This is a genomic window from Microbacterium sp. 5K110 (assembly GCF_005774735.1).
GTDB lineage: Bacteria > Actinomycetota > Actinomycetes > Actinomycetales > Microbacteriaceae > Microbacterium.
On the sequence record NZ_VBUM01000001.1, the window covers coordinates 90,249 to 111,743 of the forward strand.

Here is a 21,495-nt window from a genome sequence, read left to right on the forward strand (position 1 = left end):
TGTATAGTCAGCATGTGCTGACTATTGCCGATCGACTCGATGTGATGAACCGGCTCGGCCGAGCTATGGCCGACCCGACCCGCTCTCGGATCCTCCTGACCCTCTTGACCGGCCCGAGTTATCCGGCGGTGCTGTCTCGTGATTTGGGGCTGTCCCGCTCGAACGTGTCGAACCATCTGACGTGTCTGCGCGGGTGCGGGATCGTGGTGGCTGAGCCCGAGGGCCGGCAGACCCGGTACGAGGTCGCAGACCCGCACCTCGCGCGCGCGCTGACGGCGCTGGTTGATGTGACGCTCGCGGTCGACGAGAGCGTGCCATGCATGGACCCGGACTGCGGGGTCGAGGGCTGCGTGGCGGGGGAGGTTCGGGCGTGAGCGCGGTCACGGGCTCGCAAGCCGAACACGTCGACCTCGACGACGATGATGACGATCACCGGCCGTGGTATCGGAGCCCGAGCGTTCTGATCCCGATCGCCTCCGGCGTCGCGTTCGCCGCCGGTCTGGTGTGCGAGTGGACCGGCGCGGAGACCGCGGGTCTGGTGTTGTTCTGGATCGGTCTGCTGCTGGGCGCGTACACGTTCGTGCCGGGCGCGCTGCGCAAACTGTTCACCAAGGGCAAGCTCGGTATCGGCCTGCTCATGACGATCAGCGCCACCGGGGCGGTGATCCTCGGCTACGTCGAGGAGGCCGCCGCACTCGCGTTCTTGTACTCCATCGCGGAGGCGCTGGAAGACAAGGCCATGGACCGCGCCCGCGCAGGGCTGCGGGCACTGTTGAAGCTCGTGCCCGACACCGCACTCGTCAAGGGCGGCGACGCCACCACGGAGGTGGAGGCGAAGGAGCTGCGTGTCGGCGATGTGCTCGTTGTCCGGCCGGGCGAACGGATCGCGACAGACGGCATCGTGCGTGCCGGGCGGAGCAGCCTGGACACGTCCGCGATCACAGGCGAGTCGATCCCGGTCGAGGTCGAGCCCGGCATTGACGTGTCGGCCGGGTCGATCAACACCACCGGCGTCCTCGAGGTCGAGGCCACCGCCGCTGGCACCGACAACTCGCTCACCACGATTGTGGAACTGGTCGAGCAGGCGCAGGCCGAGAAGGGCGACCGCGCCCGCCTGGCCGACCGCATCGCCCGCCCCCTCGTTCCCGGCGTGATGATCCTCGCCGTGCTGGTCGGCGTGCTCGGGTCGCTGCTGAGCGGCGACCCCGGGGTGTGGATCACCCGTGCTCTGGTCGTGCTGGTCGCAGCGTCGCCGTGTGCTCTGGCGATCGCTGTCCCGGTCACCGTCGTATCTGCCATCGGCGCCGCGTCAAAGTTCGGTGTGGTTGTGAAGTCCGGTGCCGCGTTCGAGCGATTCGGTGGCATCCGCCACCTCGCCGTCGACAAGACCGGCACTCTGACCCGCAACAAGCCCACTGTTACCCATGTCGTCACCACCGGCGCGACCCAGGATGGTGTGCTGGCATGGGCAGCGAGCCTGGAAGGCCACAGCACGCATCCCCTCGCCGCAGCGATCACCAACGCGGTTCCCGGCGCTCCGGCCGCTACAGACGTCCGCGAGACCGCCGGCCACGGCATTGTCGGCACCCTCGACGGAGCTCGTCTCGCCGTAGGGAGTCCACGTTGGCTAGACGCTGGCACGCTGGCCGACGAAGTGCAGGCGATGGAGTCCGAGGGGATGACCGTTGTCATCATCCACCGCAACGACCAGCCAGTCGGCGCGATCGGGGTGCGGGACGAGCTGCGTCCTGAGGTTCCTGAGGTCATCGCCACGCTGAACCGGCGCGGGATCGGGGTGACGATGCTCACCGGCGACAATGCCCGCACCGCCGCGGCCCTCGCCGTACAGGCCGGCATCAGCGACGTGCGCGCCGAACTGCGTCCCGAGGACAAGGCCGCCGCTGTCGCGGAAATGTCGAAGTCGCAGCCCACCGCGATGATCGGGGACGGCATCAACGACGCCCCCGCTCTCGCGGCCGCGGACCTGGGGATCGCGATGGGGGCCAAGGGCGCGGATGCTGCGATCGAGTCCGCCGACGTCGCGTTCACCGGCCACGACCTGCGTCTCATCCCGCAGTCTCTCGCTCACGCCCGTCGCGGCCGCAGCATCATCAACCAGAACGTTGTGCTGTCCATCGCGATCATCGCAATCCTGCTGCCGCTGGCGATCACCGGCATTCTGGGCCTCGCCGCCGTGGTGCTGGTGCACGAAGTCGCGGAGGTCATTGTGATCCTCAACGGGCTCCGCGCGGCGCGGCGCACGAAGGCATGACCGGTCTCGTTCATGGCCTCGCGCAGGGAAGGGCGGATGCCGTGAAAATGAATTCCGCCGGCCCTATTGGCTCGCGCGTCCGACCACGTCTATTCCTGATCGCGTGCGCCGTCGCTGCCGGGGCGGTGCTGATCGACCAGGGAACCAAAGCACTCGCCCTTTCACGGCTCAGCGAACAAGCCCGCATCCCACTCCTCGGAGACTGGCTCGGCTTGCAGCTCGCGTTCAACCCCGGCACCGTCATGTCCCTCGGATCCGGCTCAACCTGGCTGCTCACCATCATCGCGGCCGCGGCATCCGTGGCTCTGCTCATCGCCGCCACGCGCGCCCGCACCGCCGGGTGGGCGGTCGCGATTGGCCTGCTATGGGGCGGCGCGGTCGGCAACCTCCTGGACCGCCTGCTCGCCCCACCCGGATTCGGTCGCGGCCACGTCACCGACTTCCTCGCCTACGGCAACCTGTTCATCGGCAACCTTGCCGACGTCATCCTCGGTGTCGGCGTCGCCCTCGGCATACTCCTCTACGTCTCGCAGTCGAAGGGCAGAAGGTCGAGTCATCAGCCCGACGAGCACAGATCGACTCCGAAAGACATCTAGAAGCATGCTCGCGGCGGCTTTCGAGGACATTCCGCCTGTCACTTCCGCGTCCTGCCGCTGCGAAGATGGACATTTCTGAGCGGTCCCTACAAACGCGAGAGGTAGGTCGTCCAGTGTCGTTCGTGAACAACTCGACCGGCGAAGAGTTCGAGGATGAAGACGAGTACCTGCGTTCGATGAAGCAGGATGACTCCTACCAGTTCTCATACGACTATGAGTACGTCGCCGACAGATTCGGCGACGGTGATGACGACGTGAAACTGGAGAACGCGAGGCTCAACGTCTCGCTGACTTGGGACGACTACTCGGCTCCGGGATACGTCGTCTCGTATACCGTCGATTCGCCGACCCCGATTCCAAACGACTGGACGGGCGACGCCGACCAGATCTTCAATGACTTGTGGCTTGCCGTTACCGCGGACCTGAGTTCGCTTGGTATCGGCTCGCAGCTGCACAAAGACTGGCCGATCTAGCCTCCTCACAGTCAGTCGTCGGTGACTGTTGCCTCACCTATCCCTGCGGTGCCCGGCCGCATGATCGCCTCGACCTCGGCGCGCTGGGCGAGCAGCGTCTCGGCTTCCGGCCGATGGAGCCAGTAACGCATGGTCGTGATGATCGGCGGCGCGGAGCGCAGCAACACGAGCGAGGTGCCCTGGGGCAGGGTGCGGATGTCTTCGACCTTCATGATCGGGACGCGGCGGATCGAGCGTTGGTTCGAGCGCAAGCCGCGCTCCCCGATGGTCACGGAGTCAGTCGTCTCGTCGCGTTCGCCGATCAGTGTGGAGATGTCCTGGAGGTGCCGTGTGTCCGTCCCGCCGCCGAGGACGATCTTGGTGATGCTCGCATCCCACATCGCGGTCGCGGCGTCGTCGCCCCAACGACCTCGCGCCTGGGCGAGCGACTGGAACACGGGCATCACCGTGAGCCCGGTGCCGCCGCCCTCCGCCATGAGGACCGGAAGCGAAGGCAGAGGCGCGAGGTTCCCGATCTCGTCGAGCGCGAGCAGCACAGGCGGATCGAGCCGCGCGCCCGGCGAGCGCGCGGCGATGCGCCGAGCCGTCTCTACGAGGTCTTCGATGAACGCCGCGACGAGCGACGAGGACGCCCCCGCTCCGGCTCCTGTCGCCAGCAGGTAAAGCGTGCCGGACCCGCGCAGGAACGCCTCGGGGTCGAACTGCTCGTCCTCGCTGGGGCTGACCGCCTCCAGCACCCGTGGGTCGGCGAGCGAGGCGAGGGAGAGCGAGACGCCCTGCCAAATGGAGTCGCGGGTGCGAGGGTCGGATTGCAGCATCCCGTCGAGCGACTCGGCCCATCCGGTCGCGGCGTGGGGGTGCGACGCGAGAATGGAGACGGCATCCGCCGCAGCCGCAGGGTCGAGCGTCCAGCGGAATAGCTCGGCGGGTTGCCGGTGATCGAGCGCCGCGGCGTGCAGAAGCGCCTGTAGCGCCGTGCGCGTCTTGCCTTCCCAGAATCCGCCGTTCTCGACAGAGGGGCCGGAGAGCCCGGTTCCCGCGGCGAGACCTGTGCCGCGGATCATCGCGGTCAGGGGCACCTCGCACCCGCGGATCGGTGACCACCGCAGACCCGCGGGCACGCCCTCGGCGAGGTGCTGGGGATCGAACACGGAGACTGGGCCGCCGTGCGACTGGCGGGCGCGGAGCGTCGCCGTGAGGTTGTCTGGCCGGGTCGAGGTCGTGATGACCGCACCGGGCGCGTCGAGGATGGTGTTGATGACGATGTTCGCGCCCTTGCCGGATCTCGGCGGGCCGATCAGCAGGATCGAGTCCTCCACGGATGTCCACACGCGCTTGCCGCGCGAAGTGCCGAGGAGGTAGCCGACCTGCTCGGGTTTCGGGTCGGTGAGCGAGGGGCGCAGGGTCTTCGCTCGACGCAGGAGGTCGCGTTCGGATGCGGCCCGCTGCACATCGCGCCCCTCGGCGATTCCCTCGATCCGGTTCGGGTCGGCCTTGGTCCGCTTGCCCAGCTCGCGCACCCATCGCCAGATGAACCACGTCGCCGTTCCGACGGCAGTGAGCAGGAGTGCGACGGTGATCCAGTAGGCGACCGGGCTGAGTGACGCGGAGCCGAGTGCCGAGCCGGGGTCATCGGGGTGGAAGACCACGCCGACTCCCGCTTCGAGACCTGCCGCAGGCTGGGGCGCAACTGTGACGAACGCAGCGATGCTCCCGGCCAAGCGCAGCGCACCGGCCAGCAGCATCGCACCGATGAGCGCGCCGAGGGCGAGGTTCGTCAGCTCGTCGCCGAACGCCCTGGCTCGCGGTGACGAACTGGTCATGCCGGGTGTCCGATGACGCAGGTGCCCGAGACGCGGCCGAGCAGGATGACCTCGTGCGTGGGGCTCAGATCGAGCAGACCCGGCTCGATCTGAGCCCTTGCCGCTCCGTCGCCGCTTGCCGCGGCGTGCCGGACGATGACCGCTACGGCCACATCCTCGCCTGGTACGAAGCCCTCGCCATTCTGGAGTGCGCGCGGGTGCGAAGGCTCCGTCGCATCCCGCGCGGAGTCGCCATCCTCGACCGAGGCCCGCGGTCCTGCGGGCGGGGACTGGTCGAGGGACACGGGGTGCAGTGGAGCGGTCACGATATCCGTGTAGACGGTGCCATCGAGTTCGTGCACCACGACGCGGACTGGGGAGCGGCGCTGCTCGATCACTTCGCTGATGATCTGCGCGAACGAGTGCCGCTGCCACGGCGGAGCGAACGTCGGCGGACCGAACAGCTTCCCGTCGACCACGACGCGCAGCGTCGCGTCCGCCTGCACGGTCATCGTCACGACCGGCAGCACGGGCGGCACGTTGGCTGAGTCCTCCTGCTCGGCGCTCTCTGAGCGAGCGCGGCGTCGCCGCGAAAGGGTGATGGACATTTCACGCTCCTCTGGCCTTCTGACCTGTCTCGTACATCGCAAGTTCGGCAGGGTGGAGCTGGTGCTGGACGACGAACGAGCGGTTCTTGATCCTCCAGAGCCCCTGCCCGGTGCCGAGGCCGGGCAGCAATCCCTGCTCAGTTCCGGTGAGTCCGAGGGCCTGCGCAGTCGCTCCGAGCTGATCGCTCTCCTGCCTGTAGATCACCCGTGTCTCGGCGTTGGCGAGCAGGGACGAGGCGAGTGCGCGCATCGCCGAGCCCTGGTCGCCTACGTTGTCGAGGTCGCTGAGCTTGTGGAAAATGAGCAGGTTGGCGATGCCGTAGTGCCGCGCGAGCCGCCACTGTGCATCCATCCGGCGCAGCAGCGCCGGATGCGACATGAGCCGCCACGCCTCGTCGTACACGACCCAGCGCGGGCCGCCCGCCGGGTCGAGCAGCGCCGACTCCATCCACGCCGACGAACACGTCATGAGCACGGAGATGAGCGTCGAGTTCTCCGCAACCCGCGACAGGTCTAGCGACACCATCGGCAGCGACGGGTCGAAGCGCACGGTGCTCGGGCCGTCGAACAGTCCCGCCAAGTCACCGGCCACGAGTCTCCGAAGCGCGTGTCCGACGAGTCGGCCGTCCTCGGCGAGCCTGCCATCGTCGTTCTCGGCGTTCGGAGCGAGGATGCGGTCGACCACCATCGGAAGGATCGGCACATCGGCCGAGCGCACCGCATCGGCGAGCGCGATGTCGACGGCGGTGTGCTCCAGCGGGGTGAGGCCGCGGTCGAGGACGGTCTCGGCGAGCGCGCCGATCAGGTCGCGTCGCCGTGAGGTGACCTGGCTCTGCCACTCGGCATCGCTGAGGCCCGAAGGCCGGTGCCCTTCATCGAGGGGATTCAGCCGCGTAGACATCCCGTGCCCCAGCATGATCGCCCGACCGCCGACCGCCTCAGCGACGGCCGTGTGCTCGCCTTTCGGATCGCCGGGGACGTACACCCTCCGACCGAATGGGATTGACCGTGTATAGAGACTCTTGGCGAGCGAGGACTTGCCGGAGCCGACGATCCCCGCGAGCACGATGTTCGGTGCGGTGATGATGCCCTGCGCGTAGAGCACCCACGGGTCGTAGACGAACGAAGCCCCGCTGTAGAGATCCTGGCCGACGAACACGCCAGCGGAGCCGAGCCCGCCCTCGGCGAGGAACGGATACGCCCCTGCCAGCGTCGCGCTTGTGTCCTGGTGGCGCGGCAGCCGAAAACGGCCGGGCGTGCGGAGTGCTGCGGGCCGCGTCTCGCCGGACGGTGGCAGGTAGGTCGTCGCCCGCCTTGCCTCGCGTTCGGCCTCCCATGTCGCCCGCGCCCGCTCCTGCTGAGCCTTGCGGTCGGCGGTCTCGATCTTGCTCGCCGCTCGCCGTCGCGCCTTCCGCGCGGCGCGGCGCTCGCCTGCCGGGTCGAGCAGGACCGCGGTGTGCAGGCGCTCGCGGTCGCCGGGGCTCATAGTGATAATCCTCGCCGGGAGCTGACCGGGAGTGCCTCGAACGGGTCGCGGGAGAACGGGTCCAACTCAGGTCGACTGGCGACAGGTGCCGGGTGCCACGCGATGTAGCTCGAATGCTGCGACGCCTGATCGACGGCGGTCTCGGCCGACTGGACGAGTTCTGCGGCCCTGCGCAGTGCGTTGGCGGCGGCCCAAGCCTCGTCAACCCCGGCCTCGCGGTCGCCGTTGTCGAGGAACGCCTTGTCCTGGTGCAGGACATGCGCCGCCGCGACCTGCTCCAACACTTGCTCCAGGGATCGCAGCGTCCCTAGCAACTCGCCGACCACCTGATATGTGTCCGCGGGATCAGCGAACGCACGGCTCGCGTGCGCGAGCGCCCGCACCGCCTCGCGGGCGTCTGCGGCGTCCTCTACAGGGTTGCTGAACGTCGGCATTTCGTCTCCCTGGCGTCTCGATCTGCCAGGAAGGTGCGCACGTTATCCCCGACGTCAGAGGTCGAGGCTACGGTCGATCCGACGACCTGTTGTGAGGAAGAGCATGAGCGCAAGCACATACCGCGGCCAACTTGAGCGCAAGCGGAAGCAGCGCATCGACGCGGAAAAGAAGGCTGGAGAGTACCGCGGGAAGGAATCGAAAAAGCGAGCTGAGTCAGCGGCAGCTCGTGCTGCGGCCAGCAAGTCGAAGAGCTCCAGCACCATCCAGTCCAAGCTGCGCGAAGCCGAAAGGAAGGAATCGGAGGCTGCCGCGGCAGGTAAGGAGGCGAGTCGATGGCAGTCGCGCGCGGCCGGCTATGCCAAGGAGGAGATGGCGCTTGCCGACAAGCTCGCACGGGCAGAAGCATCCGAGAGCAACGCCGCTGAACGTAGACGCAAGCTGGACCAACAGCGTGCGGATCGGCAAGCCGCGGCCCAGCGCGCCGTTCTCGAGCGGCGGCTGAGCGCCACGGAGTCCGCCGTCTCGCAAGTCATTCGTGAGCTTCCTGCCCCGAAGCCTGAGAAGCTCCGCGTGCTGATGCTCGGCGCATCGTCGGAAGGCGATCTGCGCGTGGGGCGTGAGCAGAAGCGGATTCGTGCAGCGGTCGAGTCGGCGCTTCATCGTGACTTGGTTGAGCTGGATGTCCGTCCTGCTGCAACGACGGCCGATCTGCTGGATGGCATCACGAAGTTCCGTCCGCACGTCGTTCACTTCTCCGGCCACAGCAATGAGGACTTGATCGTCTTCGAAGACGAAACCGATACGCCCCACGAGGGTGTGATCGTGAGCGCGCGCGCCTTCGCTGCCGCGATCAATGCAACGGACGATCCGCCCTTGCTCGTTCTTCTGAACTCCTGCCGGTCTGCTGGTCAGCTTGACGCCCTCGTTGCCGACATTGTTCCGTTCGCAATCGGCATGGCAGACGAGATTGAAGACGGTGACGCGATCAGCTACGCGGCGCAGTTCTACGCCGCGGTGGCGAACGGACAGTCGATTAACTCGGCCCATCTGTCTGGGCAGGCGGCTCTGCAACTGGCGGGTCTCGATGGTGCCGACCTGCCGACTCTAGCCTGGGCAGAGGGCGTCGACCCATCCGCGACTTTGCTCGTGCGTCCGGCCGAGTGACTACGACCTGATCGGCGAGAGGGGACGCAGCGTGCGCGTCGTCACACGTCCCGACAGAGCGGGAGCGCGGCGACGGCGAATGCGGTGGCTTGCTGGCCGACGAGTCTGCGCGTTTCGCAGGACGCTTGGACCGCGGCTTGCTCGATGGCGGCGACGGCGGCATCCAACTCATCGACCGTGGGCGCGGAGACGGAGATGAGGCCGGTGTAGCGGAGCACGCCGTGCCCTGCGGTGAGGTCGGACTCCTGCTGGAGCACGTCCTGGTACTCAGCCGTGCGTGAGGCGTCCTCGACCTGCCCGATCTTCGCGCGTTGGGTTGCGTCGGAGAGCAGGCCGACCTTCTTCTTCCGCAGGTCGCGGGCCGCGATGTCGGCGCGAACTGGCGTGCAGATGAGCGAGAACGACCGCTGCACGCCGGAGGTGAGCAGCAACGGGGCGAGGAATCCGGGGAACACCTGCGAGCGCGGCCACTCGGAGAGCCATAGCACGGTGTGGTGCGCGGAGTCGGTGCGCACGCGATCCCAGCTCTCGGTCACCGCGACCGGCCCCGCGGTGGCGAGGGAACGCCCGATGTCGGCGTGCCGCTCCAGCGCGGGCGCGGCAGCCGGGTCGTAGGCGGAACGCAGGATGACGGCGACCTCGCCAGGCGCGAGCCAGCCGGTGGTGGCGAGGTCCGCAGCGCGCAGCGCCGCGACGAGCGTGGTCATCTCCTGACGCAGCACTGCTGCAGCTCCACGAATGCCGCCGCCCGCTGAACGGATCTGTCGTCCCGAGGCGTTCATATCGAGCGCAATCGAGATGGTCGTCGCATGGCGCTCGCCGGTCGGCCCAGCACGCTCGATCAGCTCCCGGTAGGTGGTCGCAGGCCAGGAATCGTCGTCGGTGCCGTGCCTGGCCCACCATTCGGCGAGCCCCGTGCCTGAGTCCGGCAGCGTCCGCTCGCAGACCTGGAGCCGGGCAATCCGGCCCGAGCGGCACGCGGTAGCGAGCACCCGACCCCAGCCGTTGATCCGCCGCTCCTGCTCGCCCGGATCGAGCAGCACGAACGCCGGGTGCGTCACTCCCAGCACTGCGGTCAGGGTCTGAGCGTGGGGGTCGTGCACCATCGCCGCGCCCGTCTCGGGATCGACCCATTCGCGCAGCGCGGTCGCATCGCCGGGGAGCGCGAGCGTGCCGACGGGGCGCGGCTTGATGACCCGGCGGCGGAAGATCAACTGCCCTGCGGTGCTCCGCCACATCCAGCGCGACACGATGGACAGCCAGTCGACGAGCTTGCGCCCGCCCACGGGGACGACCGCGAGCAGCAGACAGCTGAGCCAGATCGGGGATGTCCAGACCAGCCCCATGCCACCGCCCGTGTAGATCGTGGCGACGACGGTGACCACGCCGATGCCCAGCACGATCAACTGCGAGATCGACAGTCCGAGCAGGATGCCACGGTGCGCGAGTCGGGAGAACTGCACGGGGGAGAGCTGCTGCTCGGGAGCCGGGGGGTGCTGGGTGGCCATGTTCTACCCCTTCCTCGGCGCTACGGGTATCGGCGGCGTGGATGTCTCCGCGTGCCCGGCTGCTGCGCCGCCGACCGCGGCACCGACTTTCGGCCCAGTCGTCGCCGCGGCTTTGACAACCTGCGCCCCGACGACGGCTGCGGCCGCGGGGCCGGCCGCTGCTGCCCCGGCACCTGCCGCGCCTCCCGAGGCCGCCGCTCCGCCACCGGAAGCGGCCGCCCCGCCACCTGCGCCCGCAGCGCTGCCTGCTGCGCCACTTGCAGCGGGAGCTGTGCTCGGCGCGGGAGGAGTCCCGCCTCTCGCGCCGCTTTGCCCTCCGAGGACGGACTTTGCCGCGTTCGGCTGGGCCTTGACCGGCAGCGGGACGGGCCGGTTGAGCGCCGACTTCGCTTCCTGCTCGCTCGACATCGCGTGGTACATGTCGAAGCCCACGAACGAGATGAACTTGTACGTCAGGTACGGCGCGAACGCGGCGATGAACATCAGCACGACGCCCGAGATCGGGTCACTGATCGAGGCGAGGTCGAGGTCGATGGGCGCGCTGATCTGCCCAATGGCGACCAGGAACACGACGACGATGACGAGCTTCGAGAAGATGAGCGCCACGACGAACGCCGCCCAGCGTCCGAACCAACCCTTCGCGGCATCCCAGGTGAACCCGGCGAGTGCGATGGGCGCGAAGACAATGGCGACCAGCAGAAGCGCCTTACGGACAAGCAGCGTGAACCACACGATGCCCGCACCCGCGATGCCGAGCCCGGCAAGGAAGATCGTGATGATCGCACCGACACCGGGCGAGGCGATGTTGATCGTCGTCAGCCCAGCGGCGAGCAGTGCCATGCGGTCACCGATGCCTTCCATCGTGTTGCCAGTCGCCTGCACGATGCCGATGGTGAGCTGATCGGTGACCTCCAACAGGGTCGCGGTGAGGGTGATGGCGACGAACGATCCGAGCACCGACTTGGCAAGTCCCACGCCCGCGCGCGACAGTGCCATCGGATCTCGATGCACGAGCCCGGTGATGAGCTGGAGGCAGAAGAAGACGAGCATGACGAAGATCGCCACCCCGAACAGCACGTTATAGACCGAGACGTACTGGCTTCCGGTCACGTCGACGAGCGTGGTCGAGTCGAACACTGCCCACACGCTCTCGAACAGCCAGGCGGCGGCCTGCCCCATTGCCTGCGCAAGCCAGTCGAACGGCGCGGAGATGAGCGACGCAGTTCCCTCACCCACGGCATCGCACACTGACGCGATGACGGGCACATCACAAACACTCATCGGCTCAGCCATCTCAACTCGGTCGTGGTGCTAGACCGACTGGCCGACGTTCCAGAAGAAGTTGACCAGGGTGACGGATGCCCCGCAGATGATGGCCGCGCCGCACGAGACGAGCACGCCGACCTTGCCCCGGCTGGCGAGGTGCGGATTCGAGCTGTTCGCCCCGTAGCCCCAGACCACGGCCGAGATGATGAGGGCGAGGACAGCGAGGATGAGCCCCACGGTCATGGCCGCGCCGACGATGACGCGGAGCTGCTCGATGCCGGGCAACCCGTCGGTATTGGGATCGATGTCGATCACTGTGTGCTCCTTCAGCAGGCGAGGGACGCCTTTACCCTGTAGGTGCGCACGCTGTCCCGATTGGATTGGCCTCAGATGCCCGCGCCGACTCCGAGCAGGAAGTTGACCCAGGTGACGCCGAGGCCGGCGAGTGCGGCAGCTCCGACGGAGACGAGGAATCCGGTGCGCGCGCGGACAGCCGAAGTGATGTTGCCGTTCGCCGACGAGATCGCCCACACCGCGGCGCAGATGACGAGCATGAGCACGGCGAGGATGAGCACGACGGTGAGCAGCGCGCCAACGATGGCGCGCAGTTCTGCCTGACCGCCGACGGCTCCGAAGTCGGGGAATATGTCCATGTCATGCGGCCATCTGCGCTGAGCAGAGTGCCGCGGTGCCTGCGGCATCGAGGTTCTGCACTCCGTGAGCGGCAAGCCACGGCTCGGCATCGACGGCCGCTGCGTTCGCCCCGCCTGGCCGGATCTCGAAATGCAGGTGGGCTCCGGTCGACCTGCCCGCCGAACCGACGTTGCCGATGTGCTGCCCGGCAACGACGCGATCCCCGACGCTGACGAGGACGCCGCTCTGCCACATGTGCGCGTAGGCGGAGGCGATGCGCTCGCCGCCGATGGTGTGCTCGATGATGATGAGGTTGCCGTAGCCGCCCGACGGTCCGGCGAAGCTGACCACGCCATCGGCGAGCGCGAGGATCGGCGTGCCGTCGTCGGCAGCCCAGTCCGTTCCTGAGTGGAACGCTCGCTCACCAGTGAAGGGGTCTTCGCGCCACCCGAAGTCGCTGGTGTTCACCCACGTCCCGCTCGGCAGCGGGAAGACGATGGCGGTCGTCTCGGGTACCTCGCCGAGCGGGGTACCGCCCGGCGTGGTTTCGGCGCGGCGCGTGAGTGCAGCGAGGATCGCCTCGGCGACCGGCTGGTAGTTCTGGTAGCGGTCGGGATATGCCGAGACCTCGACCGCTTGCGCTGCCTCGCTAGGGTCGAGGTGCTGCCAGTCGGGTATGTCGAGCAGTCCGCGCGGTGATGGGTAGTTCGGTCCGCTCGAACCTCCGTAGAAGGCGCGCGATTGGTAGGTCGCGTTCATCAGCTCGGCGACGGTGCCCCATCCTGCACTCGGACGCATTTGGAACAGGCCGAGAGAGTCGTGATCGCTGCCCTCTCCGTCGTTCGGGAAATCGCTCGACTCTGGAATCGCAGCCGAGTTTGCGAGCATTCGTAGCCGCGCCTCGGTGAGTGCGGCCATGAGCGCGATGACGATGCCAGCGCGACCAACGCCCTCGGTCTGCGCGCCGACCGTGATGATGGTGGCTGCATGGGTTAGCTGCTCATGGTTGAGGGTCACGGTCTCGCCCGCGCGCGTCGTGGCTGTGAGCGACTCCGGGATCGGCCCGACAACGAGCGAGCTTGACGAGAGACATGCGGCGAATACCGCGGGCGACACGAGCAGACCCACGCCGACCAGGCTCATGGGGAGCACTGCGACGAGGGTGGCGATGACCACAACGAGCTTCTTCATGCGGGTGCCGATCAACGCAGGGGGTTGTCAAGCTCGGAGATGCGAAGCGCGCGGCAGGTATCGAAGGTCGGCTCGCAGGTGATGAAGACGGTGAACGCGACTTCGTGGGAGCTGGTCACGGGCTCGGTGCCGTGGATACCCTCGCGTTGCCGAATGCCGGTGATCGTGTACGCGACGGTGCCTGGAAGGATCTGTCCCTCGGCTGCCTGCTCGAGCGCCGTCGCCCACTCGTCCGGCACGAACACGTCGTTGATGTCGAGCCATTGGCGGGTCTGCATCGTGCGGAGCTGCGCCCAGGCGTCCGCGGTCGGGAGATAGGTGCGCACGTCAGAGGCGAGTCCGGCGGTCTCATTGCCGGAGGGGTCGCCCACATTCACGATGGCCTGCGCGTAGTCGGTCGGCCCGAACTCGGTCGCGGTGTCCCATGTGAACAGCGCGATGGCGAGGGCTCGCGCGAACGTCTCGGGGTCGTCGGACTCACGGATGGCGGGCGGCGCGCTCGATGTCGGGAACGGTGCGTTGGTGGAAGCGCCTGATGGGCCGCTCGTGGAGCTGCCGCCCGGCGAAGGCTCGGATCGAGGTGCGAGCAGCAACCCGTAGAGCCCGACTCCGACGAGGACGGCAAGCACGGCGGCACCGACGATCAGGAGGATCATGAGGCGACGAGGGAAGCGAGTCTGCGGCATCAGGCACTCTCCTTGGCGAGACGTTGGCGGGCGGCTCGGGCGGCTCGGGCCGCGTCGAAGAAGCGGACGGTAGCGTCGAGGATCGTCTCCAAGTGCTCCCACTGGTCATCACTCAGCGCGGTGCCGACCTCGGCAGGGTCGTAGTGTGACCACCACTGATCGAGGTCGTTCCAGGTGAGGGTGAACGCCCGCACCGGATAGCGAACCGGCACGGCGCTCGGCGCTGGTGCGGGTGCCGGGCCTCGCTTGCGCCCTTGCTTCGCGCGGTCCAGTGCCTCCTGTGCGAGCAACTCCAGCTCGCCGGGTGGCTCGGGTTCCTCCTGCGGGATCGCCAGCATGGCGATCGTGCGGGCGTGCGCCGTGGTGATCGACGAGCCGCGGTCGATGGCGTCGAGTTCTGAGCGGGCGAAGCCGCGCACATCCTCCGGCTGTCGGGGGTCGTTGGCGATCCGCTGGAGGTCGTTGATCTGTTCCAGGCTCGTGTACGACTTGCGCCCGGTGACCATGAGCGCAGCCTGCGCGCGGGACTTGCCCGGAGCGCCGACGAGCGGTGGTGCCGTGACGGCACCACCGCTCGTTCCGGCGATCTTCCCGCCAGCACCGAACTGCGTCGCCGCCTGACGACGAGCGGCGTCCTCGGCCATGAGCGTCTTCAGCTCGCGGTACAGCGCCGCGGCCTCGGTCTGCGTGAATGGCTTGTGGAGCACGTTGTCGGCCTGCTCGGCCATGAGCCTCTGGAGCCGGTCGCTGATCCCGGAGCGCACGAAGACGTTGACCTTCTTATGGCCGAGCTTGCGCAGCGCCGCGATGCGTCGAGCGCCGCACACGAGCACGCCGTCCGGTGTCACGGTCGGAGGCTGGAGAAGTCCATCACGTTCGATGGATGCTGCGAGTCCGTCGATGTCGCCCATCTCAATGCGATGACGGCTGCCGACGACGATGGAGTCGATGGTGCGTTCCAGCTCGATGTGCCCGGTGCTCGCCGCCATGTGCTCACCTCGCCCCCGCCAGAGTGGGCGCGTTCAGGCCGAGCAGCAGCACGAGGTCGTCATCGGTGAGCAGCGCACGCAGGGGCTCGCCGACAAGAAGGCGGAACAGCACGCCGCGGCCGACGGCGGTGTGGGCCTGATCGGGATCGGGGTTGCCGAGGATCGCACGGAGCAGCGCGTTCCAGCTCGTCGACGACAGATCGAGCACGGCCCGAGCGTGTGGGTCTCGCCGAAGCGATTCCGCTGCGCTCGCCCGCGACGGCGCGTCGCCGAGTCGAGTGCAGATGTGCTCGATGGCCGCGCGCGCCGTCTGCTCCGGCCAGTCGAGCAGCGCCAGTAGCTTGATCGCGTCCTCGACTGCACGGACGACGCCAGATACCTCGTCGTCCGATTCGTTCTCGTCCTCACCCGCGGGTGCGACCTGCAACGCTTCGTGGTAGTCGGTGAGCGGGTTCTCCCGGTCGCTGAACCGCTCCGGGTCGTGGAAGCCGCTGTATTGCGGTCTGCGCGCCTGATGCGTCGAGCACAGCAGCCCGTTGCCCCGTTCCTCGGCGATCAGTGTGACCTGCACGGCCCGGGTGACGACGGCCCACGGATCTTCCGCGTTGCGCACGGCCGGGGTGCGCATCGCGTCGAACGCGGCGCTCGCTGCCTCCCACGGGTCGAGGCCGTGCTTTCGCGCGAGGCTCGCGTACCGACCCGCAGTGTATTCCATGAGCGCCGCGACATCCACGTCGCGCCGCCACGCGCCTTTCCCATCGTCGTGCAGACGCTCCAGGAGCGCGCGCAGTCCCTCCGGGGTGCGGAACGACGTGGGAGCGGCCTGGGCAGACATGGCGCGCTCACAGGCGGCGGAGCGGGTCGCGGCTGACAGAGGACTGGCGCGCGGGGGACTGCCCGAACGCGGAGAGCGGCGCGATGCCCTGGGCACGCCCGCGGATGCCGGGCCGGGTCACCGGAGTCGCCTGCGGCGAAGTCTGCCGACGTTCCTCAACGCGGCGCGCCAGCTCGGTGCGCAGGTCGATGCCGCGCCCGATCATGCGGGCCGAAGCGGATGGGAGCAGCTCGGTCGGGCGCACCCACACGACCTGGCTGCGGTCGTGCTCTGCGCTCAGCCGCTCCAGGAGTGGGTGGCCGCCGCGCCACGTCTGCGCGGCGAGCCACGGGTCCGTGTGGCGCGCCAGCTCCGAGATCTCAGCAGCCTCGCTCGGAGTCGGCTTCAGCGTGTGGAGGACATCGGCAAGCCGACGGGCGTGCTCGTCCTCCGGCAACTCATCGTTCACAGCGCGCCTCCTTCCGATGCCGCGGAGAGCACGGGCGTCGCCAGCCAGCGGCCGACCGTGGACGGATGCACCCCCGCCGCGCGAGCGATCGCCTTATTCGTCATGCCGTCCTCCTTCAGTCGCAGGGCGAGTTCTCTGGGAGCAAGGTGCGCAGGCGGTTCCGGCGACTGGTACTCGACTGCGTTCGACACCAACACGGCAGGCTGCGCCGACGGCTCCGCACGGAACCGTCGGGTGAGCACGACGGTCAAGTGCGTGATCGCCAGCAGCACGAGCGGAGGTACTGCGGCGACCGATCCTGCGAGTGCCGAAGGAACGTCGGCGTCAGCGGCGACGACCGCGTGGATCGCGTTGGCTGCTACCGAGACCGCGGCACCGGCCATGAGCAGCAGCCACGGATACCAGGCGGCACGCTGCCCCGCGAGCGCGACGACGGACACTGTGGCAACGACGATGATGCCGTCCACGATGAGCGGCCATGCCCACGCCTGGCTCTCATCGACGCCGGAGCGTCGCGCGAGGTCGGCGAGCGCCGTGAACGACAGCCAGAAGGCGGCTGCGGCGATGAATACGGTCCCAGCTACCGCCGTCCACACGGCGATCCGCCCGCGCGGCTGTTGCATGCTGCCGGGGATCACGAGAGCACCTGACCAGATGAAGGCTGAGCTGCATGGCTGGGCACGGAACTGGCGGTAGGCGCGGACGGTGCGCCCCTCGCTACGCGGTGCGCCGAGCGGATCGTCGTCTCGATCTCCGGCGCGGGCAAGCCTGCGCGCTCGGCAGCCGGCCCCAGCGCGGCACGCACGCGGTCGGGCGGGATGCCCGCCTCGATGAGTCGACACGAGGCCCAGAACAGGCCGCGGTTGCGCTCGCCCTCGCCGCGCATCTCGACCCAGCGGGCGATCCGCTCCACGTCAACGCCGTCCGTACCCTCGACAGGGATGACGGGCGTCGGGCGCGCCGGTCGCGGATCGAGGAACTGCCGCAGCGCGCGGGCATCGACGGGAACCGCATCGCCTCGCCCGGAACCGATGAGGGCATACGCACTCGGCCCCGCATTGGTGGCGATGATCGAGGGCGGCACGATGACGTAGCCGCCCGATCCTCGGAAGTCGATGCCAGCACGCGGCACCTGCCAGGACGGCTGCACCAGCTCGGGATCGGCCGGGTAGTAGGCATGGACTCCGCCCGAGGGCGTGCGGATGAACGCGGCCCAGCGATCCGTCAGCCCCTCGCGCCGGGCCAGCTCGAACGCTGCGAAGCCGCGGATCGCCCCGTGCACGTCGACATCCACGACCTCCAGCCCGGAGATCTGGCCCGTCGGCATCCCGATGTTGGCGCGCGGCCACCGCGCCCACCAGCGAGCGACCTGGCGCGGTTCGGTGCTCGCCTCGTGGAATCCCCGCTTGGTCAGCGGGCGCTTGCCTCCTGTGACGCAGGGAAAGACCGGGATGCCTGCCTCGGCGTAGCGACACGCTGCGGCGCTCGGTGACAGCCCGGTGAGCGAGGCGAGCAGGGCTGCGGCATCCATCGGCTGGCGCTCTCCGCGCGAGGCTTCCGGCATCGTCATCTCGGCACCTCCTCTGGCCTGGTCGTGAGCCGTGGGGCTCTTGTCGATCAGGTGCGCCGGGGTTCCCAAGAGACGGTCGCCGTCCGATGGGCAACGCAGTCAGGCTGCGGGGTCGCGCTGTGCTCATGGAATCGTCTCCTCCCGCTCACAGGGAAGCCGCGTTGAGCATGCTCAAAGCTCTCCTGAGATTCCGTTCTAACACCGCACGTTGAGCATGCGCAACAGTTGATTTGTGCATGCTCAACGGGTAAATTGAGCATGCACAACTGCCCTTGGGCCTGGGCTACGTCGATGCCTTGGTCCTCCCGAAGGGAAGGGGGGTCAGCGACGATGACTGAAGACGAAGGTCAGGCTGCGGCTGACGACCTCGCCAAACGCCTGCGACTTCTGATGGATGTCGCTGTTGCCGAGTCCGGCTCCGAACCGACCTACTCGCAGATCGCGGAGTATCTGAGACAACGTGGCATCAGCCTGTCTCGATCACGATGGACGTACATGGTCAACGGCCACCGATACGTTCAAGACGCCGCGATCTTCGAGGGACTCGCGGACTTCTTCGACGTTGATGCTGCCTTTCTTGCGGGGGAGAGCGGCGTGGCTACCCCGGAGAAGGTCTCCGCCCAGCTCGACCTCGTGCGTTCGATGCGTGCAGCGAAGGTGAAGTCCTACGCTGCTCGCACACTCGGCGACATCTCGCCGAAGGCGCTCCAAGCCATCAGCAAGTTCCTGGACGAGGAAATGATGCGAACACCCGAGCACTGACGGGTGTCGCGCACCACGGAGCCGAGGCCAGTAGCTGCTCGGCCGAGAGGGGGTAAACGTGAACACCGAAGAGACCGTAACGGCCGCCGTCTCCGATCTGCGGCTCGGCAGCAGGTTCACGCTTGCGCACCTTCTCCAGGCCATACAGGAACGGCGCCATCGCAGGCTCCGCGTCGTCGAACTCGCCGACCTCGACACCCGCGACGGCATCTGTGCGCTCTGGCTGGTCACCGACACCGAGGACTTCGTGCTCCACGCACGCAGCGACTCTGCACTGCACCGCCAGCAGTTCGTCCTTCACGAGTTGGCCCACATGATCCTCGGTCACACGGAGGGCGACGATTGCACAGCCGGGGACGTTTTGCTGCCCAACATCCCTCCTCACACGCGCGGACGCCTGCTCAAGCGACAGGACATTGACAGTGAGACGGAGATCGCCGCCGAGTCGCTCGCAGATCGGCTGGCCGCGGGCATCCGAGGATCGGTGTTCGCCGAGTCCCGCTATTCGGAGATTTTCGGGTGATCCAGGCGCTCGTCGCGACGCTCATGTGGGCGCTCGTGGCGAGCCTGCTCATCTTCCGCCGCAAACGGGCGGATCGAAGCATCACCTACGCCTCCTTCACGATTGCCGTCGCGATGACCCTGAACGTCGACGCCATCTACCTCGTCACCGATCCGCTTCTTGGCGGCACGAACGTCACAACCCTCGTTTCGGATGGGCTGCTGATGACCGGGATCTTCTTTCTCGGTCGAGGCGTCATGAAGGCTGACGAGTACCGCCCCAGGCTCGTGCGGGTCGCCGTGGGCATCCCGGTGCTCCTCACCTCGCTTCTTGCGATCACCACGACGTTCGTGTTCATCGACCGAGGCACAACCACGACTCGGTTCATGATCGACCTCGGCGCGCAACCCGCAGCAGCGGCCTACTCGATCATCAACTTCAGCTACTTCTTCCTCGTCATCACGACGATGATGATCCTCGCCGCGCGGCAATATCTGCGCAGCTCCGGCATCCAGCGTCTCCCCTCGGCTCTGCTGAGCCTGGGATCGGCGTTCGGCGGCGGACTGTGCCTGGCCGTGCTCATCATGGATGTCGCACACGTCACAGGACATCTCGATCTCATGCGCGCCGTCCAACGCGCCTACGAACCGCTCTCTCTACTCGCGTTCCTTTTCCTATGCGCGGGCTTCGCCGCGCAGCCTGTCGTCCGCCGCGCACAGCACGACATGCGCCGGAAGCGCACCGTCGGCCTCGCGACACAGTTGGAGCCTCTCTGGAAGCGGGCGTCCCTCGTGCGGCCTGGGCTGAGCCAAGCAGACCCGCTCGCTGCGAGCGCGGATGACCTGGAGAGCCGTCTACACCGAGAGATCGTTGAGATCCGCGACGCGATGATCGACCCGCGCGTCACCTTCGACATCAGCGCAGCCGAGCGCGCCCTGCTGAATCGCGCCGAGAGCCACCTCCTCGGACTCGACACGAGAGCGACACGGACCACCGCTTCGCCAGGAGGCCGGGTCGGCCAGGAGGGCAGTTCGTGATGCGACGGGTCGCGCTAGGTGCCGGACTCGTTGCGGCAGGCGCGTTGGGTGTCGGCTGGGTGATCGCGCGGCGGCTAACAGCCCCCAGCACGCGGCGATACGACCTGACCGTCCGCGAGGTTGAGCGCGACGGCGACGGCCCTCTCATCGTGCTCGACCGAACTCGCCAGACCGCAGCCGAAGGCGCGTACAACCTCTGGTTCGAGAACGGAGGCTGGGCGCAACTCTCCGAAGACGTGCTCAACCGTGGACCGACTCTGATCGCACGACGGGTGACGAGCACGGCATCGGGGCTCACTCTCAGGGCTGGCGATCACGTCTCCTGGAGCGGCATCTACTACGCGACCCCGCACGACGCCAGCCTTCATGCACACGACATCACCATCGACACCCCCGCGGGGCCTGCCCCCGCCTGGCGCATCGACGGCGACAGCGGCAGGTCGACGTGGGCGATCCACCTACATGGCCTCGGCAGCGTCCGAGCCGGAACGCTTCGCGCCGTGCTCGCCGCGACCGAGCGCGGCTACACCTCGCTCGTCATCAGCTACCGAGCCGACGGCGAAGGCCCGGGAGTCGGCAACGGTCGCTCAACACTCGGCTTCACCGAGGCCGACGACGCCGCGGCCGCCATTGAGTACGCGATGCGGCACGGAGCCCGACAGGTCGTGCTGTTCGGATGGTCGATGGGCGCGGCCATCGCGCTCCAGCTCGCTCACCACCCGTCGTATCGACGCAGCATCGCCGGTCTCGTGCTCGACTCGCCCGTGCTCGACTGGACCGAGGTCATCAAGGCGAACTGCACCCGCAGCGGACTCCCCTCAGCCGCGGGCAGCCTCGCGATCCCGTGGCTGACGCTCCGCCCGCTGGCCCGGATGGTCGGCCTGCCCGAGAGCATCCCGATCCGATCCTTCGACTGGACGGTTCGTGCCGAGGAACTCACCGCGCCCACGCTCATCCTTCACGGCACCCACGACGACTCCGTACCGATACGGCTCTCACAAGCACTCCGAGATGCTCGGCCTGGCCTTGTTTCGCTGGAGACCTTTGAGGCCGGACATACGCTCTCGTGGAACTCTGACCCCGACCGATGGCAGAGCGCAGTGATCGCCTGGCTCGCCGCGCACGTCCCGTCTTGACTGTCTCATCAAGGACTCTGGCATCTGCCTACGAGGCGTGCGTCTGCACTCGCGGCGTTCGGCGGCAGCCGGTGTGTAAGGTCGGCCTCCGCCAGC

Annotated in this window: 24 protein-coding genes; 9 read left to right on the forward strand and 15 right to left on the reverse strand. The window is 67.9% G+C overall.

Annotation, left to right across the window (positions count from 1 at the left end; translation table 11 throughout):
• The first annotated feature begins 14 nt into the window (after window positions 1-14).
• The 4 genes from cmtR to FE256_RS00460 all read left to right on the forward strand — a co-directional run bounded on the left by cmtR (window position 15) and on the right by FE256_RS00460 (window position 3,341).
• Complete coding sequence (cmtR, locus tag FE256_RS00445) at window positions 15-374, forward strand: Cd(II)/Pb(II)-sensing metalloregulatory transcriptional regulator CmtR (RefSeq protein ID WP_045246602.1); 360 nt, start codon at window positions 15-17, stop codon at window positions 372-374.
• Complete coding sequence (locus tag FE256_RS00450) at window positions 371-2,272, forward strand: heavy metal translocating P-type ATPase (RefSeq protein ID WP_252370851.1); 1,902 nt, start codon at window positions 371-373, stop codon at window positions 2,270-2,272. Before cmtR ends, FE256_RS00450 begins: the two co-directional genes overlap by 4 nt.
• A 125-nt stretch (window positions 2,273-2,397) precedes the next feature.
• Window positions 2,398-2,868, forward strand: a complete 471-nt coding sequence (locus tag FE256_RS00455) for a signal peptidase II (protein ID WP_245610941.1) — start codon at window positions 2,398-2,400, stop codon at window positions 2,866-2,868.
• 122 nt (window positions 2,869-2,990) lie between these two features.
• Window positions 2,991-3,341: a hypothetical protein gene (locus FE256_RS00460; RefSeq protein ID WP_138172282.1), complete on the forward strand. Its 351-nt coding sequence runs from the start codon at window positions 2,991-2,993 to the stop codon at window positions 3,339-3,341.
• A gap of 11 nt (window positions 3,342-3,352) precedes the next feature.
• Here the strand turns inward: FE256_RS00460 and FE256_RS00465 are convergent, their stop codons facing one another.
• Genes FE256_RS00465 through FE256_RS00480 form a run of 4 tightly spaced genes read right to left on the reverse strand, consistent with a single transcriptional unit; the run spans window position 3,353 to window position 7,671 of the window.
• The gene (locus FE256_RS00465) at window positions 3,353-5,164 is read right to left on the reverse strand and encodes a type IV secretory system conjugative DNA transfer family protein (RefSeq protein WP_102209669.1); all 1,812 of its coding nucleotides are present in this window, start codon (window positions 5,162-5,164) and stop codon (window positions 3,353-3,355) included.
• Window positions 5,161-5,751, reverse strand: coding sequence for a hypothetical protein (locus FE256_RS00470; protein ID WP_229381994.1), 591 nt, complete (start codon window positions 5,749-5,751; stop codon window positions 5,161-5,163). The genes FE256_RS00465 and FE256_RS00470 overlap by 4 nt, the downstream gene beginning before the upstream one ends.
• A gap of 1 nt (window position 5,752) precedes the next feature.
• Entirely contained in the window at window positions 5,753-7,237 is a 1,485-nt protein-coding gene (locus tag FE256_RS00475) for a putative type IV secretion/conjugal transfer ATPase (protein ID WP_138172283.1), read from the reverse strand.
• The gene (locus FE256_RS00480; protein WP_102209667.1) at window positions 7,234-7,671 is read right to left on the reverse strand and encodes a hypothetical protein; all 438 of its coding nucleotides are present in this window, start codon (window positions 7,669-7,671) and stop codon (window positions 7,234-7,236) included. Before FE256_RS00480 ends, FE256_RS00475 begins: the two co-directional genes overlap by 4 nt.
• 103 nt (window positions 7,672-7,774) lie before the next feature.
• Between FE256_RS00480 and FE256_RS00485 the strand changes: the two genes are divergently transcribed.
• Entirely contained in the window at window positions 7,775-8,836 is a 1,062-nt protein-coding gene (locus FE256_RS00485; protein WP_138172284.1) for a hypothetical protein, read from the forward strand.
• A gap of 41 nt (window positions 8,837-8,877) precedes the next feature.
• Here the strand turns inward: FE256_RS00485 and FE256_RS00490 are convergent, their stop codons facing one another.
• From FE256_RS00490 to FE256_RS00540, 11 genes are all read right to left on the reverse strand, one after another.
• A complete protein-coding gene (locus FE256_RS00490; RefSeq protein WP_138172285.1) occupies window positions 8,878-10,344 on the reverse strand; it encodes an SCO6880 family protein in 1,467 nt (488 codons plus the stop codon).
• Between the two features lie 3 nt (window positions 10,345-10,347).
• On the reverse strand, window positions 10,348-11,580 hold the full coding sequence (locus FE256_RS17965) for a conjugal transfer protein TrbL (RefSeq protein WP_171024123.1): 1,233 nt from the start codon (window positions 11,578-11,580) through the stop codon (window positions 10,348-10,350).
• Between the two features lie 75 nt (window positions 11,581-11,655).
• Complete coding sequence (locus FE256_RS00500; RefSeq protein ID WP_045246597.1) at window positions 11,656-11,925, reverse strand: DUF6112 family protein; 270 nt, start codon at window positions 11,923-11,925, stop codon at window positions 11,656-11,658.
• A gap of 71 nt (window positions 11,926-11,996) precedes the next feature.
• Window positions 11,997-12,263 (reverse strand): DUF6112 family protein, encoded by a 267-nt coding sequence (locus FE256_RS00505; RefSeq protein WP_138172286.1) that lies wholly within the window; start codon window positions 12,261-12,263, stop codon window positions 11,997-11,999.
• A gap of 1 nt (window position 12,264) precedes the next feature.
• Window positions 12,265-13,434, reverse strand: coding sequence for a M23 family metallopeptidase (locus tag FE256_RS00510; RefSeq protein ID WP_138172287.1), 1,170 nt, complete (start codon window positions 13,432-13,434; stop codon window positions 12,265-12,267).
• Between the two features lie 11 nt (window positions 13,435-13,445).
• Window positions 13,446-14,120, reverse strand: a complete 675-nt coding sequence (locus FE256_RS00515; RefSeq protein ID WP_138172288.1) for a hypothetical protein — start codon at window positions 14,118-14,120, stop codon at window positions 13,446-13,448.
• Window positions 14,120-15,109 (reverse strand): ParB N-terminal domain-containing protein, encoded by a 990-nt coding sequence (locus FE256_RS00520; RefSeq protein WP_138172289.1) that lies wholly within the window; start codon window positions 15,107-15,109, stop codon window positions 14,120-14,122. The genes FE256_RS00515 and FE256_RS00520 overlap by 1 nt, the downstream gene beginning before the upstream one ends.
• Window positions 15,110-15,113: 4 nt before the next feature.
• On the reverse strand, window positions 15,114-15,944 hold the full coding sequence (locus tag FE256_RS00525) for a hypothetical protein (protein ID WP_100810650.1): 831 nt from the start codon (window positions 15,942-15,944) through the stop codon (window positions 15,114-15,116).
• A 7-nt stretch (window positions 15,945-15,951) separates the two neighbouring features.
• Complete coding sequence (locus FE256_RS00530) at window positions 15,952-16,392, reverse strand: hypothetical protein (RefSeq protein WP_102209654.1); 441 nt, start codon at window positions 16,390-16,392, stop codon at window positions 15,952-15,954.
• Window positions 16,389-17,015: a DUF2637 domain-containing protein gene (locus tag FE256_RS00535; protein WP_138172302.1), complete on the reverse strand. Its 627-nt coding sequence runs from the start codon at window positions 17,013-17,015 to the stop codon at window positions 16,389-16,391. The genes FE256_RS00530 and FE256_RS00535 overlap by 4 nt, the downstream gene beginning before the upstream one ends.
• Window positions 17,016-17,026: 11 nt before the next feature.
• Window positions 17,027-17,962 (reverse strand): bifunctional DNA primase/polymerase, encoded by a 936-nt coding sequence (locus FE256_RS00540; RefSeq protein ID WP_252370852.1) that lies wholly within the window; start codon window positions 17,960-17,962, stop codon window positions 17,027-17,029.
• A 330-nt stretch (window positions 17,963-18,292) separates the two neighbouring features.
• On the opposite strand from FE256_RS00540, the gene FE256_RS00545 reads away from it, so the two are divergent.
• From FE256_RS00545 to FE256_RS00560, 4 genes are read left to right on the forward strand one after another with little or no spacing between them, the layout of a single operon-like run.
• Window positions 18,293-18,724 carry a hypothetical protein gene (locus FE256_RS00545; protein ID WP_102209653.1) on the forward strand — a complete coding sequence of 144 codons (432 nt, stop codon included), beginning with the start codon at window positions 18,293-18,295 and terminating at the stop codon, window positions 18,722-18,724.
• A gap of 58 nt (window positions 18,725-18,782) precedes the next feature.
• Complete coding sequence (locus tag FE256_RS00550; RefSeq protein WP_125131942.1) at window positions 18,783-19,247, forward strand: hypothetical protein; 465 nt, start codon at window positions 18,783-18,785, stop codon at window positions 19,245-19,247.
• Window positions 19,244-20,263, forward strand: a complete 1,020-nt coding sequence (locus tag FE256_RS00555) for a DUF6545 domain-containing protein (protein ID WP_102209651.1) — start codon at window positions 19,244-19,246, stop codon at window positions 20,261-20,263. The genes FE256_RS00550 and FE256_RS00555 overlap by 4 nt, the downstream gene beginning before the upstream one ends.
• Window positions 20,263-21,399 (forward strand): alpha/beta hydrolase, encoded by a 1,137-nt coding sequence (locus FE256_RS00560; RefSeq protein WP_171024125.1) that lies wholly within the window; start codon window positions 20,263-20,265, stop codon window positions 21,397-21,399. Before FE256_RS00555 ends, FE256_RS00560 begins: the two co-directional genes overlap by 1 nt.
• The last annotated feature ends 96 nt before the right edge of the window (window positions 21,400-21,495 follow it).